Source organism: Bacillus sp. FSL R10-2780 (genome assembly GCF_038006125.1).
In the GTDB taxonomy this organism is placed as follows: Bacteria; Bacillota; Bacilli; order Bacillales; family Bacillaceae_G; genus Bacillus_A; species Bacillus_A cereus_U.
Genome location: NZ_JBBOUQ010000001.1, coordinates 1,366,681 through 1,384,419 on the forward strand (window position 1 = coordinate 1,366,681; position 17,739 = coordinate 1,384,419).

Here is a 17,739-nt window from a genome sequence, read left to right on the forward strand (position 1 = left end):
AAACCGACTTGCTAAATGCAAGTCGGCTTTTTATATAAAAGAGAACTTTTAGTTAAAATCCTCTGATTTTTTCTGACGTATATGTAAAAACATTAAGGTGGTAATGATTAAAAAGATCATAATCGTTTGTATGATTAAATTTTTAAACTGAAGCAAAATGGTCCAAGATGTAACAACGTCTTTGAAAGCTTGGAGTGCAGAATATGAGGTAGGTTCAAAACCGTATTGAAGTAACTTTTTTGTTTCAACAAAAGCCGTGTTTTCTTCATTGGCGTCTAATACTACAGAAATAAACCTTGTATCTCCTTGTTTTGCTGTACCAACAAAACTATAATTACCGTTAGTTGACAAACTAGTTTGCAAGCCATCAACACCTTTTAGTTTAATGTTTTTATCAAGAGAGTAAATCATTTTATTTGTGTTGAGAACTTGAAAATCTTTGAAGGTAAATGGGTAAGAGGTTAGTTTAGTTATATTTAATACATCTGGATAGTCTTTTATTAATTGTGCAGCTATTTCGGCTGCGTCTATTGCTGTTGTAATCGATTGTTTATTCTTCTCGCTATTTATTCCAGTGGAATTTAAAAATGGAGATTGTTGTGATAACTTTAGTTGTTTTGCTTTTTCATTCATTAACGATGTGAAATTATCTTCATTTCCAGCAATGTGTTCTGCTAGTTCAAGTGCAGAACGATTATTTCCGGTTAAAAGCAATGTATTTAGTAAATCACGAACGGTTGTTTTATCATTCGATGTTACATGTATAGGACTCGTTTCGGTTTGAAAAACGTCGTTACTTATTTTTACAGATTCATCTAATTGTATTTTGCCATCATGAAGTTGTTCCATCACAATATACTCAGTCATTAATTTAGATAAAGTGGCCGACTGAATGGGAGTACTTTCATTTTTTTTATAAACAATCTCACCAGAATTAGTATCTATTAAAATAGCTGATTTAGCTTGAATAATTGGACCATTTACATAAAGGTAAAAATATAAAACGATAAGTGCAGTAATGAGAAAAGATAATAATAAAACTGTTATTTTTTTCAAGAATTGCATAAGCGATCCTCCTACTATTACATCAATAATATTATTGTAAAAAGGAATGCTTAATTAGGAAGAAAGAAAAGGTAAAGAATTTCTAAAGAATTATAAAGGATTATTAAATTTTGGATATTGATGGAATATAAAAGGTTCAATTTCTTATATGATAAAAAATTGAACCTATAAATATGTGGTATTAAGCTTTATAAGGGAGTAGTTTTACAGTGAAAGTTGTTTTTTTATCATCGCTATATACTTCAATTGTTCCTTTATGCAATTCAACAATACTTTTTGCAATTGCTAATCCGAGTCCAGATCCACCAGTGTTTGTTGAACGTGATTTTTCAACACGATAAAAACGTTCAAAAATATGAGGTAAATCAGTACTAGGGATAGGTTGTCCGTAATTTGTTATATCAATTGTAATCATGTTATTGCTTTCGTAAGCGGTAATATCAATATGATCTCCATCATTTCCATAAGTAATAGCGTTTATGATTAGATTTTCAAACACACGTACTAATTTATCCCCATCAGCTAGTACCATTAGCTTTTGAGATGGGAAAGAAGGGCGACATTCAATATTAGCTTCTTGAAGCTGTATCCGAAATTGGACAGTTAATTGTCCAATCAATTCTACAATATCAATGGGAGCAGAATATAAACTTAACTCTTTATTTTGAACGCGTGTATATTCAAACAAGTCATTCATTAATGCATTAAGACGAGTTACTTTATCGTAAATGACTTGAATATAGTATCGTAATTCTACTTCATCTCTATAATTATCATGATGGATTAAATTTACGTATCCAACTATAGATGTAAGAGGGGTTCGTAAGTCATGTGATACATTTGTAATAAGTTCGCTTTTTGCTTGTTCTGCCTGTCTTTCTTCATCAATCGAAACTTTTAATTGCTCAATAATTTGATTGACCCCAGTTGCCAGTTCTTCTAAATAATTATGGTGTACGATGGAAACTTTATGATTAAAGTTTCCACTTGCAATATACCGAATCTCTTCAATCATTTTTTTTATACAAGTTTCATAGTAAACCTTTCTTTCATGACGATAAAAAATGTATAAATAGGATGAGAAAATAGAAAATAAAAACAAATAAGATACAATCATCATCCATAAAGACTCTTTTAATCCAATATATTTTTCATGGCCAAAAATTCTAATGAATTCTTTTCCTAGTTCACTTAAAGTAAGTGAACTCTCAATTACACTAGTAACGAGGCGATAAATAATTAATTCAGTAATAGGGGTTAGTGTGATAGCTAATAAGAGCCAAAAAATAATTTTCCATTTTGGGATATCTTTTAATATGTCAAAAGCTTCATTTCTCAATTTTATAGCCTACTCCCCAAACAGTATGAATAAACTTTTCTCCATTCATTACTGTTTCAAGTTTATCCCGCAAATTACTAATATGAACCATCACAGTTTTATTTGAACCATAACCATCTTCATTCCAAACGCGTTCAAAAATTTCTTCGGAACTAAAGACTCTTCCTGTATTACTCGCAAGTAAATATAAAATATCAAATTCAATAGATGTGAGTTTAATATATTCTCCATTTACTTTAACAGTATGATTATGTTTATGTATTTCAACAGAACGAATACGAATAATACCATCTTCATTCTTTTGGGAAGTAGCATTTTGGAAAGAGGATCTTCGTAATAAAGCTTTCACTCTAGCCACTAATTCTAGTGGATTAAACGGTTTAATCATATAATCATCTGCGCCGGTCATAAGTCCTAAAATTTTATCCATATCTTCAGCCTTTGCACTAAGCATAAGGATAGGTACAGTATTATTTTCACGCACTTCTTGACAAACTTCCAATCCGTTTCGTTTGGGCATCATAATATCCAAAATCATAAGGTCAACTTCATATGTAGATATCATTTGTAATGCTTCATCACCATCATAAGCTTTATAAATGTTATAGCCTTCATTTCGTAAATAAACAGCCAGTAATTCTACAATATCTTTATCATCATCAATAATTAATATGTTTTTATTCATTTTATAGTTAGTTCCTTTCCTTACAATTAATCAACATTACTATAATATCAAACATTTATGTATTTTGTAGTAATGTTTCTACATAAAATTTCATGTATCGTATTAAAAAGGAATTAAAACATTCATAACGAATATAAAATAAGAAGGATATTTAAACTCCACATTATACTGAAAGATAGTTATAAGGGGGACTTGCTATGTTATATAATGATATATATTCATTTACTCCAACTGGAAAAATAGAAAATGATATTAAAGCTTTTCTATTAAAATACAATAAAGAAGTTACATATAAACATTCAATTCGTGTGGCAAATGAGGCGAGAAAAATTGCGGGAATATTTTATGAAGATGAAGAAAAAGCAGCGATTGCAGGGTGTTTACATGATATTAGTGCAATCTTTCCGAATGAGGAGCGGATTGCAGTTGCTGAAAAATTTGGAATAGAAATATTACAAGAAGAACGAGAATTTCCAATGATTATTCATCAAAAATTATCGAGAGTAATTGCAAAAGAGATATTTAAAATAGAGGACGAAGAAGTTTTAAATGCAATCAGTTGCCACACTACTTTGCGTAAACATGCAACGAAGATGGATTTAGTATTATTTGTTGCTGATAAATTAGAATGGGATCAAATAGGGACACCATCATATTTAATTGAGGTGAAAAAAGGATTGGGAAAATCTTTGGACCATGCTGCTTTTGTATATATTTCATATTTGTGGGAAAGAAAAGATACATTAAAGGTCATACATCCGTGGCTAGAAGAAGCATATTGGTATTTAAAAGAAATTGTAGAGTAGAAAGGGTATAAAAATGCAATTAAAAGAATATATGAATCAAACATTTCCAGGAGTTACGTTAGTACCGTACATATACTTTCAGTGGGAAACTCATCTACATTTTGATTTTGGAAAAGATAAATACCAAAATGTAGAAGGAACCGACGATTTAAACATGGAATACTTCTCTCAACTATATACATGTAATAAATACTTATTTGAAGATATATTTTCAAAAGAAGATACCGTCTTTTTAGTCACAAATATTTATCGATTTAAACAGGAAAATATAAAAAATCCGCAGAAAATAAATGTATATAATAGATTTATTAAAAAGAGGGATTTAAAGTTTCATATAAGACAAGAAACATTACCTTTTCTATTTGAAGATGAAGAAGCTGACTTATATTGTACATATCAATTTTCTTTAAAATGTCTTGCTGAAGATGTTAAATATGAACCGCTTATTCAAGCAGCTAATCATGAAGATTTCCCTGACCTACGTCCACGTCTAGGGCGAAAAAAAGAAATTTCATATCCAGATGTATTTTTTATAAATATAACAAAGGATATTATCATGTTTATTTATGATGATAGAGGATGTGAAGTAATTGCGAAGAATAAAGAAAAGATACGGGATTTATATGAGAAGTATAAAGAGTGGATACCAGAATATGAACGAGAGAGTATAGATGACTTATTTACATGAAAATAGGAGGAAGTGAAGTGTGTAATGAAAAGGATCGCAATTGTATCTGCATGGGAACCAGAGCTTACGTATTTGCATCAACATTATCCAAGTGAGCGTGTAGAAAAAATAGCAGCTTGGGAATTTCATTTTCATTCTATTAATGAATTAGAAGTTATTTCAGTTGTAACTGGTGTCGGTAAAGTAAGTTGTGCTAGTTGTGTACAACTATTAATAAGTGAATTCCAGCCAGACCAGTTATTTATGACAGGAATTTGCGGGAGTTTATCAGATAAGGTGAAAAATGGACACATCGTTGTAGCTCTTAATACTTTGCAGCATGATGTTACAGCGGCTGGATCAGGAGAAGATAGTTTTAATCTATATGATGGTAGAACAGCACCTATTGAAACAACTAAATCACTCGTAAAACGAATGAAGAAATTACGTTCATATGACCCGGTCCATTTTGGTACATTTCTATCTGGAGATCAACGTATTCGAAGTTCAGAAATGAGGTATTTACTTCATACTGTATACGGTGCTTTAGCCGTTGATCAAGAAGTGGCAGCATTCGCTTATGTGTGTCATGTAAATAGAAAACCATTTCTATGTTTAAAAGCTGCCTCAGATCAAGCGAATGACAAAACGAAAGAAGAACAAAAGGTTTTTAAAATGTTAGCATGTGAACGAGCATGTGAGCATTTAATTACTTTTTTACGTGTTTATGAGATTACTGTAGTTAACAATAGATAACAAGAGGGGGAATATCCCACTCATTTCAAATTAAGAGGTGAATTATAATTGCATACGTATTATGGAGAACTTTGTACAAAGATGTATGGTTATGGATTTTCCTATAAGACTATATGATTTAAAAGAATTTGAAAATATACTTATTGCTAATGGATTTAGTCAAATTGTTGTTCATGAAATAAAAGATGGATATGGTGTAGGGAATTCATTTCATGTATTTGAATGTAGTATATAGCAAGCTAAAGTGGAGGATTATACTTATATGATTCAATATAAAAGATGTAGTGAAGTAAGTATAGATTTAGTGTATGAAGCTTTTAAGGAGGGATTTTCAGATTACATTATTAAAATGGAAGTTTCAAAAGAAAATTTTATCAAAAGATTTTTTGGACCAGAAGGGAATATGCTAGAACACTCCTTTCTTGCTTTAGATGATGACAAATCTGTTGGTGTAATACTTGGTGGTATAAAGGTTTATGAAAGTATAAAAACAATGCGCTGCGGAACTTTAGCTGTTCATCCGGATTATCGCGGCATTGGTGTAAGTCAAAAGTTATTTGGACTGCATAAAGAAGAGGCAATTCAAAATGGATGCAAGCAACTTTTTCTTGAAGTAATTGTAGGTAATGACCGAGCGATTCATTTTTATAATAAATTTGGTTATGAAAAAGTATATGAACTTTCTTATTATAATTTAAATGATGTAACTAAAATAATTAATAAGGATTTTAAAGGTATTGAAGTAAAACAAATAGAATTGCAGCCATTTAAATTTGGAATTCGGAAATGGCTTAACTTCCATATAAATTGGCAAAATGATATGGATTATATCGAAAAAACAAATAATACATTTTACGGTGCATATGTTGATAATGATTTAAAAGGCTCTATATGTGTAAATGAACAAGGGAAAATTAGCTTTATATTTGTAGACAAAGACTATAGAAATATTGGTATTGCGACGCAATTATTACAAGTAGCAAGTAAAGAATTGAAATTATCAAGATTATCAATTGGGTTTCCTAATAATAGTTTACTTGAGGGGTTTTTAAAGAAATGTGGGTTTGAAAAGAATGCATTAGAACAATATGAAATGTACATTTTATTATAAAAGCAGAAGATATCATTCTTTCTGCTTTTTATTTTTGTAATGAAAATAAGGAGGAGATAGTTAGCTTGTGCATAAAATGGGGGCTAATTAGTCGATAATCCCCCGTCGTGCCAATTGTTGGCGTATACAAAAAAATTGCCATTTTCTTTTTGTCCTTGGCAAGAACCCACCACATTGTAGCGATTATGATTGTCTTATCCATACCAACGTCAAGGCTTGGTTTTCGCTCTTTTGGTATGATGGCGAGTGATTGAAGATTTTACGGAACGAACCTTTTCTCGTACCAACCTCATATCTTCAGTTTTCAAAGAACAATCTGTATGAAATAATCATAGCGAATAGTTAGACAATAACAAAGCCCTTTATTGTAAAAACACCGTAAAAATTATGTTAATTGAGATTTATTTTTTTCGTAAAATCAAGTAAAATAATGAAAGGGAACATATATTCTATCCAAGATAGAAGGAGTGTTATGAATAATGATAGCTATAATAGAGAAGCAAAATAATGAATACTTAGTACAATTTGATCGTCATCTTCCATTTACGATAGAAGAGGTTTGGTCTGTGTTAACAGATAATAATAAACTAAAAAAGTGGATGTCTAACTTACAAATAGAAGACCTTAAGACAGGTGGAATTATAAAGTTTGATATGATGGATGGTACATTTATAAATATTGATATCTTAGAATGTCAAATGAATTCAGTTTTAGAATTCACATGGGATAAAGATCGTGTCCGATTTGAAATACATAAAAAAGAAAAGGGATCCCTATTATTATTTAAAGAATTCATTCATGAATTAACAGATCATACTCCTAAAGATATAGCAGGTTGGCATATTTGTTTAGATCTTTTTTCTTCAGTTTTAGAAGAGGAAGAGAAAGAATTTTCAAAAGATGATTGGGAATATTGGTTTGAAAAATATAAGGTTAAGACCGATGAGTTGAAAGGATATTAATTATATAATCGATATTTATTGTGTAATTATTATCTTATAAAAACGTTTTTTAAAAACAATAAGAATAGAGGTTAATATGAAAGTAAATCAATTAATTGCGAACAATATAAATAAATTAGATGCAGAAATACCGGTAAATAAATCATTTGGAATTGCTGGATTGTCTGGATCTGGTAAAACAACTTTTTGTCAAACAATTGGTGAAGAATCCAAGAAGCGCCTTGTTTCCTTATTACCAAAAGCTGAATATCAGTATTTATTTCCTAATATTATGGAAACTAATTTCAGTGCTATTAAGATGGAAGAAATGCCTTTAGTACTTTTTCTAGGAAAATCGTCTATTTCTTCTAATCCACGTTCAACGATTGGTACTCATACAGGTGTTTTTAAAGAGATACGTGAAAAGCTTGCTGGAAAATATAATCTTTCTCCTGAGGTCTTTTCATTTAATAATCAGTTAGGTTGGTGTCCTGGTTGTAAAGGACGCGGCACTACTAAAAATATTGAGTGTAAAAAATGCGAAGGAAGAAGATATAGTAAAGAAATTGAACAATATACAATTGAATTATTTGATAAACCACATACAATTTCAGATATTAATGATTTAAGTGTAGAATCTATTCTTTCATTAGCAGAAGTTTTAAATATTAGTGAAGCGAAACAACATATTCTTCAAAACATTGTTGATATGAATATTGGTTATTTAACATTAAATCGGATTATGGGTACATTGTCAGGTGGAGAAATTACACGACTGTACTTGGCAGAATTTATGGCAGTAAGTGAAAATACTGTAGTTATTATTGATGAAATTTCAGTAGGGCTTGATCATAAAACACTATTAAAAATTTTAGAAGAGATTAAACAATTAGGATGTAAGAATCAAATTTGGCTTATTGATCATTCAGACACAGTACTTGATACAACTGATGAGCAATTGTTCTTTGGGCCAGGTAGCGGGAAATATGGCGGAACAATTGTTGAAGAATCACCAAGGCCAGAGCCAATAATTTGGGGAATAAATCATGAAATACCAACAGAATATTATGCATTCCATGATTTATATTGCCGTAACATCCAAATGACTGAATTTCAGATTCCTAAAAATAGACTTGTAACGGTTACAGGTGAATCAGGATGTGGTAAATCAACACTTGTTAATGAATGTATATCTAAAGATTTCCTGAAACGATATCCAAAAGATAAACTAGTAATGGTAGGACAAGATCGAAACCAATCAATTACAAGTCGGTCAACCGTTGCGACTTTTCTTGATATTAAAAAGAAACTTACTAAATATAGTGAAGGTATTCATTACATTTTTGAACGTTCGATTGAGGATATCATTGATGAACTTCCTAATGAAGATATCGCTTATAAACGCTTGAGCCTATTAATCAAACTTGGACTTGGCTATTTGACATTAGAACGGAAAACACAAACATTATCAACTGGTGAGTTTCAATGCGTTCATTTAGTTTCGGAGTTATTTGCAAAATCAAGAAATCCACATACACTATTTATTTTTGACGAGCCTTCAAAAGGTTTATCACAAAATATATTAAATCAATTCATTGATAGTGTCAGGGGGATTTTACAAGATGAATCAGTCTCTATCGTAATGATTGAACATAATGCCTATATGTTAGAAAACTCTGATTTCATCATTGATTTTGGTAAAAGACAACATGCATCTGTAGAACATCTTGATGTTGTGAGTCATGATGAGTATTATCGTCAAAAAAATGATATAGATAAAGTTACTCCATTACAAATTTCTTCAACACTGAATCAACAAAATGGAATTAACTACTTAGAAGAAAATCATATTTCTTATTTTAAAAATGCAGAAAACATCTATAAGGGTGGCATATTAAAAAGCTTATCATCAATGGCTCGTTTAATTTACGGTGAATACGAATCTGATACAATTGCACCAGTTGTTGCTATTGATCTCGAAAGACATTTGTATAGTCAATATAGTTTTTTATATGAGATTGGTGGATTGATCAATCATATTGTAGCTGCTCATCCGGCTAATAAAGATACGAGAAGTTTCGATTTCTATTCTCAGGATAATCATTGCCCATCATGTTCAGGACGTCTTAAGATAGAAATCTTTGATAAGGAAATTGTAATTCAAGATAAAAACATTCCATTTTGGGATGGTCTATTCTATCCGGAAATCATGAAAGTATTAAAGTTTTATCAATATGAAAAAATAGAATTTCTATTTGAAGAAATTAAAAATGAGCTAGGTCATGATTTGACGAAAAGCTATAATGATATGTCTGAGGAAGAGAAACATACATTTTGGTACGGCTATTTTGATAAGTCCTTTTATGATAAGAAAGGAAAGACACGTAGAACATGGGTAGGATTTAATACGATTATTGGTGGGTATATTGTCATTTCCAAAGCAGCTATTAAAGAAGATATTAAAGCTTCTAAAGAAATGATGACATGTCCAATTTGTGAGGGGACTGTATTAAACCACCATAAATCGCTTAAGTTTGGAGATAAAGATATTCGTGAAATTATCAATCAGCCGCTTGAAGAAGTATTAAAAATAGTAGGTGATTTACCTGCACTAGTAAAATTGAAATCCATTTTAGGTGACGAGATGATTCTAACAGAAGACGTTTCGTTACTACCTAGAGAAACACAAGTTGCACTGAAAATGTTTGAACTAGAGCAAGCAAGCTTTTCAAACTATGAAATGGTATTACAAAATATATTACCATTCTGGGGCGAAATTAAAGGTAATGTCGAATCCATCAGCAATAAAAATAAGGTGACTATTTGTGATTTCCAAAATATCAATGAAACAAGAGAAACTATCATAGATAAGTATTTCACAAATGGAAAATATAAAAAACTAACATATGTATATGAAGCATTTGGTTATAAAAAATTAGTTACTCAAATTAATAAAATTAAAAAAAGCAACCCATGTCCATTCTGTAACGGAAAGAAAGTAATAACAGAAGATAACCTGCATGACGGCGTGTTTAAATTAACAATTCCGTGTGTAACTTGTAATGCAAGTGGTATTAACGATGAAGGACGTAAAGAAATCGTCGATGACATAGACGTAGAAACATGGTTAACTGGAAAAGTTAGTGATGTTGTGGATGAAAGCTTACGAACTGAGGATGTTGCAGATATTCTAATATTTAATCGAATTCGTGAGTTGAATAAGCGAGAAATGATGGCTGTTTATGAATGTCTTGAGCAGAATAATTAAACCAAAAAAAATTTTAAAAGCTAGTTGTCAGTTAATACTTAAAAACTCATTTGCAATAATCTGCAAATGAGTTTTTGTTTTGGAGAAGAACTTGTTGGTTTTAAAATGTTAATCTAGCTAGACAAAAGGTAAAAAAATTATTCGTAAATTAACAATTGATAAGCTGAAAGGTATAGCAGGTTGATATAACTGATTAAATCATTTTTTCTAAGTCTTAATAGTACACCGGTGTGTGAGTGAATCGGTGTAATAAAGTGTTAATGTTTTAATAATCATTATTTATTGTGTAATTATTATTGTATAAAAATGATTATTTGTCATGATAAATAATCATTTTGGTACTGAATTAAAGGGTGAAAAGAATTCGGGAAATTATTTGGAGTAAATCATATTGAAATTTTGCTGATTTTTTAATGAAAAAAACCGTTATTTTCTTAATTTTTAAATTTAACAGAAATATATACTTGAATGAAGTATATATTTCTGTTAAATTTATCCTATGGATAGAACAAGTTTAATTAAGGGTCATTTGGAAATGTGTGTATTGTCTATTTTGTCTGCAAAGAAAAGTTATGGTTATGAAATTATGAAAGAACTTGAAGGACATAATTTGAAATTGAAAGGAGTAGGAAGTATTTATCCGATTTTAACTAAACTGAAAAATCAAGAGCGGGTTAATACTTATCAAGAAGTAACGGATAGTGGTAAAGTTAGGATTTATTACGAAATTAATGAAAATGGAAAAATACGTCTTGAGAAGAAAATTAATGAGTGGTTAGAGTTGCAATTTGATATTAAAACATTATTAAAGAGTGGTTTGAAAGGAGACCTTCTGAAATGAGGAATGAATTAAACGATAAAGAACAGCAATTTTTAACTGGCGTACTTAAGGATTTAAAGCAATACGATATAAGTTTAGAAGAAAGGGAAAATATTAAACAACAAATTTTAGAACATATTCAAGAATGTCGTGAACATGGTGAAGAAAGTATAAATGATTTAGGAACGCCTCAGTTATTTGTTCAAGATTTTTTGGAAATAAATGAAATTGATCTGCGAGTAAAAATGAAACAACTTCGAAACGTAAATAAAAAATCTAGTACACTAATCATAGGTGGAATATTCATCTCTTTGATTACTTACCTCATCTCACAAACTACACTTTCAATATTTTTAACTGAATCATTTAGTCCAAACAATAGTAATAATACATTTAATTATAATATTTTATATCGAATAACAGAAAATCAATGGTGGAACTCTTTATTAATAATGATTAGTTTTACAATCTCCGTTTTAGTATTTATAAGCTTAGTAAGTTATAAAAAAAGAAAGTTATCTGAAATAAATTAAGATGAAGACATTTAAATATAAATTGTTTCTAATTTGTATATTTTATAATGTGTTAATGTTATGTAGTATACATCCAAAAGTTTACGCTCAGCAAAATATTAAAGTTACTTTAGACAAGTATATTGAAAAGTTTTTAAAGGAACAAAATATTCCAGGAGCTTCTATAGCAATTGTACATAATAAAGATGTATTCTTCAAAGAATCATGGGGGAATACCGGGGAGTCTGAAAAAAAGGTAACCAGTAAAACACCATTTGCAATTGGATCAATAAGTAAATCATTAACTGGCCTAGCTATAGTGAAGTTAATAGAAGATAAAAAAATTAATTTAGAGGATTCAGTTCAACAACATCTTCCTTGGTTTAAAGTAAAAGACAACCAATTCGCCTCAGACATAACAATAAAACACCTTTTAAATCACACTAGTGGCATAAGTACTTATACAGGATTAACCTTATCAGATCAGCAATCTAAAAACACTACAGCTATAAAAGAAAATGTGAAAAAACTTTCAAATGTAGAATTAACTGCTTCCTCCGGAAAAAAATATCAATATAGTGATGCGAATTATCTAATTCTTGGTGCACTTATTGAGGAAGTTTCAAAAGAAACATACTCTACTTATATGGAGAAGGAAATTTTTCAGCCATTAAAAATGAATGGTACAGCAGCAAATAGTGAGGATTCTTATAAAAATGGTTATTTAACAGGTTACCAATCATGGTTTGGAATACCAAGAAAAAGTACGGTGTCGTATGATAATGGTGGGTCACCATATGGCTATATTACAGCAAATCTAGAAGATATGATTCAATTCATTAAGTTTTTGAATCACAAAGAGCATACGCAATTTTTAAATAAAGATAGTATGGATCTTTATTTATCACCACTATATAAAGTAGATTCAGAAAAACATTATGGATTTGGACTGAGGACAACAAATATAAATGGAAACGAAAAGATGGTTTGGCATTCAGGGTCAACTCCGGATTCACATGCAGAAATATTTATTTTAAATGAAACTGGCTGGGGTGGTGTGATTTTAACGAATAAAAATCATATTTTAGAAGAAACAGCACTGCCAGCATTGAAAAAAGGTATTATTAATATTTTGAATGGTGAAGAACCTGTTAGTATACCCCGAAATATACCAATAGTTCAACTTGTTATGTCAATAGTAATTTTCACACTTTTCATTACAGCAATTATGCTAATAATAAAGTATAAACGTAAGAAAATCCGTAAAAAAATGATCTGGTTTTTTCTAGGGAGTTTGTTTCTAATATTATCTATTATTTTAATTCCACTTCTTATTTATAGTACAAATTCACCGTGGCAGACAATTAAAATGTTTGCTGCAGATGTAGCTTTACTCACTAGTATTATAGTTATGTTATTGACCGTAAATGGATTAATATCAATATGTATTGCATTGAAAAGTAAATTGGTAAATGAATCATAATGGTTTTTAATTATGTAAATATAATATATTAAATAATCACTTAAACCGTTATAAATAGTTGACTCTCACACAATGTCATTGTTTAAGCCTAAGTTGAGCTTCGAATAATGGTAATAAATAGGAGGGGCTAATGTTCAAAATAGGGGATTTTTCAAAACTTTCTTCGATTAGCATACGTATGTTGAGACATTACGATAAAGTGGAATTATTGCAGCCAGAAAAAGTCGATGAGCAGAGTGGCTATCGATATTATTTAGCAGCCCAATTAAAGAAATAGTAGAGAGTGAAAATATTGAAGTAATAAAATCACAATTTGAAAATCGTAGTGCTCAAATAAAAAAGGAATAGATGATCTCCAAAAACAATTACGTCTCCTCGAAGACTCAATGAAAACGGTGAGAGAGGATGTTATTGAAATGAACTATCATGTTTCATTAAAAGAAATTCCACCTAAAGTGGAATACAGCTTAACAGAACATGGAAAAACAGTAAGCACTGTTTTGGATAGTATGTGTGGTTGGGGAAGAGGACATTTAGAATATATCGATAAAGGTGAACTATAAAATTATTATGTAAACTAATTAGAGTGTGTGAGAATTTATTGTTTTAAAAATTTTTATTTTATAATATATAATTAAATAGTGTTAGAGATTATTAAACATATAATCTTCCAAATGAGGTGAAATTGATAAAGCTCCCTATTGTTCGAAGTAACTAGTTGTTTTGGGATGAAAAATGCGTACCGGATATCAAAAGAGACGTAAGCCCATTTACGAATATATCACCTTTGAGTCTATTTCGGGAATTATCAAAATTAGATATTTAATGCTTTTCTGCAAAGGGGAAATAATAAAATGAATGAATTAGATTATAAGAATTTTTATAATAAAGTGGGACGAGCAAACGGGTGGGACTTCAGTAAGCTGAAATGTGAAACTGTAGGTGACACTTGGGATTTTTATGGCGAAGTGAAAGAAAGATGCAAACCATCACACATTCTACTTGATGTTGGTACAGGTGGAGGAGAAAATGTACTTAACATAGCATCTTCAGCCAAATTATTAATTGGAATAGATAATTCTAATGGCATGATTGAAACAGCACATTCCAACTTAAAAAAAGCAGGTGTACAAAATGTTGAGTTTCTCCAAATGGGTTCTGAAGCTTTAACGTTTCCGCATGCTTATTTTGATATTGCTTCTAGTTGTCATGCACCGTTTATAGCATCTGAATTGGCAAAAGTAATGAAAAAGGGTGCTTTTTTCTTAACTCAACAAGTTTGCGAACATGATAAATTAAATCTCAAAGAAGCATTTGGCAGAGGGCAATGCTTAGGCGAAAGAGAGGGCATTTTAAAAGAAAAATATATGGATGAACTTATTAGTGCAGGATTTGAGCTCGTGCAAGTACGTGAATACGATGTTATCGATTATTACAGTACACCTGAAGATCTCATTTTCTTATTAAAACATACGCCTATTATTCCTAGATTTGGAGAAGAGGAAGAGGATTTTAATATTTTACAAAAGTTTATTGACGCTAATAGTTCTGAAAAAGGGATTCGTACGAATTCAAAAAGGTTTATGATTATTGCTGTTAAATCATAATGTATTTTAGCGTAAAAGCTGATTTTCTTTTAAAGAAAATCGGCTTTTTTGTGTGGAAAAGAATGCAGGGAAAACTTTAAAAAAATAGAAATAAGTTAAGTGTTAATCCAAAAATCAAAATATGGAGGATAATTATTATGAAACGTTACTTTATTAACAATGACCGGATAAATGTACATATTACTGAATGGAGGAATAATGACAAGCCGGTTATCTTTTGTTTACATGGGTTAGGTAGTACGAGTTTAAGTTTTATAGAAATTGCAGAGGAGTTAAAGGAAGAGTATAGAATCATCTCCATTGATGCACCTGGGCATGGTAAAACACCGCTCTTTGAAAGAACAGAAGATTATGAGATGCAGAATTTAGCAAATTGGTTAAATGAAATAATAAATGAACTGAAAATTGGACATTTCTATTTCCTATCACATTCTTGGGGAAGTTTTGTAGCGCTATTTTATTTATTAAATAATCCAGAAAAGGTATTAGGGAGTATTCTCATTGATGGAGGGTACCAAACGAAAAGGCTTCAAGAAGAAACTTTGGAAGAAGAAATCGCTTATTATGAAAAGGACTTTGAAGAGTATGTATTTAATAGTTGGGATGATTTCTTTAAAAGTGAAAAAGAAGTTTATACAAGGTGGTCTCCATTATTAGAACTTGCAGTTAAGGATCTTGGTATAGAAATAAATAATAAAGTATGTTGGCATGCGAGAGGTACAACAGCTGGTAATATCGTAAGAGGCATGCACAAGGATGAAACCATGGATATATATGAGGAGTTACCATCTAATATAATATTACTTCGTGCTACAGTACCCGAAATTTGGGATGAATATAGAGGGAAAACAGCGAGCATTTTTAGTGAGAGAACAAGAGCGACAGTAAAACTAATCCCAAATTCTACCCATCTGTTACATTGGGATTACCCGGAAGTTATAGTAGAAGAAATAAAAAACCATTGGTAATGTCTTTATACAATATAACTTAAAAAGGTTGATTCTTGTAATGTATAAGAATCAACCTTTTTGAAGCGTATGTAATAAAGAAATAACGTATAGAGAGTAAGTAAGATGTTTACTTAAAGTGTTATTTTTTAGCCGGTGTATTTCCCATCGCAATAGAAATTCTATTCCAACTATTAATTTGATTAATAATCAAGACAAGGTCAATATATTGTTTTTCATCATAATGTTCGCATACGCGTTTATATAAGGATTCAGGAACTCTTTTAGTAGGAATAAGTGTAATATGCTCAGCTAGTTCAATAGCGACTTTTTCTTCTGGTGTATAAAAAGTACATTCATCCCAAGTACTTAAGCAATAAATTCTTTGTTCAGTCTCTCCCATTTTTCGCGCATCAGATGTATGTAAATCTATGCAGTAAGCACAGCCATTGATCTGAGAAACTCTAATTTTAATAAGCTCTCTAGTCGTTCGATTAATCGTTGATTGCTTTGTGTATTTTTCCATGTCCATCATAATTTTCATAGCATCAGGTGCAGCATCATAGTAAGTAATTCTTTGAGTCACAATACAACACTCCTTTTAGCTTAAGATATTATTCATTATATCTTGATGTGGTCGTTCATACCAATTATTTGTACTAAAACGCAAACTGCTTGAAGTTAAGATTTTATTGTATTAGCCTATAATGTTAACTTAACTGTTCTAATACAAAAGTAGTAGTTTATTAATTAAAGTTTCAATCTCCAGATGGATTTTTCCTGTTAGTTTTTGAAATACAATACTAATAAATATAATGAATTTGGAGGTTTATTACAATGATTACACACATTTCAGATATTAAACTACAAACTGTTTCTATAGAAGGAGTAAAACAAGTATACGGAGATATACTATCTTTTCCAATAAAAAAAGAAACAGCATCATTTATTCAATTTGAAGTAACACCATACACAACAATTAGCTTTCAAGAAGTGTATGAAGCAATTGCACCTGCGCATTTCGCTTTTGAGATCCCATATTCAAAATTTCATGAAACGGCAAAATGGCTTAAAGAGTCTGGATTACTCATTGTGAAATGGAAAGATGGTCATACAATTGGTGAGGAGAGCGGTCTATTCAATTTATACTTTAAAGATGGTGATGGAAATCTTCTCGAAATTATCGCACATAGTTATGTTAAAGAAGAGGTATTAGCCCCGCATTCACCGTTAAACATTTTATACGTAAGGGAAATTGGTCTTCCGGTTAAAAGTGTACCTGTATTTACGGAATGGTTGAAATCAAATCTAGACATGAAAACGAAGGAAGATGGGGATATTTTCAACTTTGTTATAGGTGGCACTGCATATATCGTTGCAACCTGGTGGCAGCGACCGTGGATTCCAATCGCGATGAAAGCTTTACCACCGAAAGTACATGTTTCATTCGGAACAGCGGATCATGCGTTTTTACAACAAATCCAAAATAACTTTAAGAAAAATGGTGTTCCATTTGAAAGTAAACATACTGAAGTATTGTTTATTCAACAAGGGTATTCATTTTCTGTTTTGCATACACCGGAGTTTCATTCCGATATTCCTAGAAAATTAAACTTACCACTTTCTATATAATTATAGGGAGGGGTAAGTTTTTTTCATTTTCATGAAGAAGGGTTTCAGTATAATTACACTGAATTTATAGAGGACTATAAGGCGTTATTCTAATTTACTG

General features: G+C 30.6%; 16 protein-coding genes and 2 pseudogenes. 14 read left to right on the forward strand and 4 right to left on the reverse strand.

The window, feature by feature from the left end; genetic code table 11:
- Positions 1 to 48: 48 nt before the first annotated feature.
- From NSQ47_RS07130 to NSQ47_RS07140, 3 genes are all read right to left on the reverse strand, one after another.
- Positions 49 to 1,065: a D-alanyl-D-alanine carboxypeptidase family protein gene (locus NSQ47_RS07130; RefSeq protein ID WP_340823914.1), complete on the reverse strand. Its 1,017-nt coding sequence runs from the start codon at positions 1,063 to 1,065 to the stop codon at positions 49 to 51.
- A gap of 181 nt (positions 1,066 to 1,246) precedes the next feature.
- The gene (locus NSQ47_RS07135) at positions 1,247 to 2,404 is read right to left on the reverse strand and encodes a sensor histidine kinase (RefSeq protein WP_002110024.1); all 1,158 of its coding nucleotides are present in this window, start codon (positions 2,402 to 2,404) and stop codon (positions 1,247 to 1,249) included.
- A complete protein-coding gene (locus NSQ47_RS07140) occupies positions 2,394 to 3,089 on the reverse strand; it encodes a response regulator transcription factor (RefSeq protein ID WP_002110025.1) in 696 nt (231 codons plus the stop codon). Before NSQ47_RS07140 ends, NSQ47_RS07135 begins: the two co-directional genes overlap by 11 nt.
- 197 nt (positions 3,090 to 3,286) lie before the next feature.
- On the opposite strand from NSQ47_RS07140, the gene yqeK reads away from it, so the two are divergent.
- From yqeK to NSQ47_RS07210, 13 genes and pseudogenes are all read left to right on the forward strand, one after another.
- The gene (gene yqeK / locus NSQ47_RS07145; RefSeq protein ID WP_002110026.1) at positions 3,287 to 3,895 is read left to right on the forward strand and encodes a bis(5'-nucleosyl)-tetraphosphatase (symmetrical) YqeK; all 609 of its coding nucleotides are present in this window, start codon (positions 3,287 to 3,289) and stop codon (positions 3,893 to 3,895) included.
- Between the two features lie 13 nt (positions 3,896 to 3,908).
- The gene (locus NSQ47_RS07150; RefSeq protein ID WP_340823919.1) at positions 3,909 to 4,583 is read left to right on the forward strand and encodes a DUF3885 domain-containing protein; all 675 of its coding nucleotides are present in this window, start codon (positions 3,909 to 3,911) and stop codon (positions 4,581 to 4,583) included.
- A 24-nt stretch (positions 4,584 to 4,607) separates the two neighbouring features.
- Entirely contained in the window at positions 4,608 to 5,318 is a 711-nt protein-coding gene (gene mtnN, locus NSQ47_RS07155) for a 5'-methylthioadenosine/S-adenosylhomocysteine nucleosidase (RefSeq protein ID WP_002110028.1), read from the forward strand.
- 88 nt (positions 5,319 to 5,406) lie between these two features.
- Positions 5,407 to 5,553, forward strand: a pseudogene (locus tag NSQ47_RS07160) (SAM-dependent methyltransferase); the annotation flags it as partial.
- A gap of 27 nt (positions 5,554 to 5,580) precedes the next feature.
- A complete protein-coding gene (locus tag NSQ47_RS07165; RefSeq protein WP_340823924.1) occupies positions 5,581 to 6,429 on the forward strand; it encodes a GNAT family N-acetyltransferase in 849 nt (282 codons plus the stop codon).
- Between the two features lie 479 nt (positions 6,430 to 6,908).
- The gene (locus tag NSQ47_RS07170; RefSeq protein WP_341036467.1) at positions 6,909 to 7,391 is read left to right on the forward strand and encodes an SRPBCC family protein; all 483 of its coding nucleotides are present in this window, start codon (positions 6,909 to 6,911) and stop codon (positions 7,389 to 7,391) included.
- Between the two features lie 76 nt (positions 7,392 to 7,467).
- Positions 7,468 to 10,638 (forward strand): ATP-binding cassette domain-containing protein, encoded by a 3,171-nt coding sequence (locus tag NSQ47_RS07175; RefSeq protein ID WP_341036469.1) that lies wholly within the window; start codon positions 7,468 to 7,470, stop codon positions 10,636 to 10,638.
- A gap of 499 nt (positions 10,639 to 11,137) precedes the next feature.
- Positions 11,138 to 11,479 carry a PadR family transcriptional regulator gene (locus NSQ47_RS07180; RefSeq protein WP_340823932.1) on the forward strand — a complete coding sequence of 114 codons (342 nt, stop codon included), beginning with the start codon at positions 11,138 to 11,140 and terminating at the stop codon, positions 11,477 to 11,479.
- Entirely contained in the window at positions 11,476 to 11,991 is a 516-nt protein-coding gene (locus NSQ47_RS07185) for a hypothetical protein (protein WP_340823934.1), read from the forward strand. Before NSQ47_RS07180 ends, NSQ47_RS07185 begins: the two co-directional genes overlap by 4 nt.
- Before the next feature lies 1 nt (position 11,992).
- A complete protein-coding gene (locus NSQ47_RS07190; RefSeq protein WP_340823936.1) occupies positions 11,993 to 13,453 on the forward strand; it encodes a serine hydrolase domain-containing protein in 1,461 nt (486 codons plus the stop codon).
- Positions 13,454 to 13,583: 130 nt separating this feature from the next.
- Positions 13,584 to 14,016 (forward strand): annotated as a pseudogene (locus NSQ47_RS28195) (MerR family DNA-binding transcriptional regulator).
- A 291-nt stretch (positions 14,017 to 14,307) separates the two neighbouring features.
- The gene (locus NSQ47_RS07205; RefSeq protein WP_340823941.1) at positions 14,308 to 15,060 is read left to right on the forward strand and encodes a class I SAM-dependent methyltransferase; all 753 of its coding nucleotides are present in this window, start codon (positions 14,308 to 14,310) and stop codon (positions 15,058 to 15,060) included.
- A 137-nt stretch (positions 15,061 to 15,197) separates the two neighbouring features.
- Complete coding sequence (locus NSQ47_RS07210; protein ID WP_340823943.1) at positions 15,198 to 16,028, forward strand: alpha/beta hydrolase; 831 nt, start codon at positions 15,198 to 15,200, stop codon at positions 16,026 to 16,028.
- Between the two features lie 121 nt (positions 16,029 to 16,149).
- Here the strand turns inward: NSQ47_RS07210 and NSQ47_RS07215 are convergent, their stop codons facing one another.
- Positions 16,150 to 16,593, reverse strand: a complete 444-nt coding sequence (locus tag NSQ47_RS07215; RefSeq protein ID WP_002161692.1) for a carboxymuconolactone decarboxylase family protein — start codon at positions 16,591 to 16,593, stop codon at positions 16,150 to 16,152.
- A 251-nt stretch (positions 16,594 to 16,844) separates the two neighbouring features.
- Here NSQ47_RS07215 and NSQ47_RS07220 point away from each other — a divergent pair, with 251 nt between their 5' ends.
- Complete coding sequence (locus NSQ47_RS07220; protein WP_341036471.1) at positions 16,845 to 17,639, forward strand: VOC family protein; 795 nt, start codon at positions 16,845 to 16,847, stop codon at positions 17,637 to 17,639.
- Positions 17,640 to 17,739: the final 100 nt, after the last annotated feature.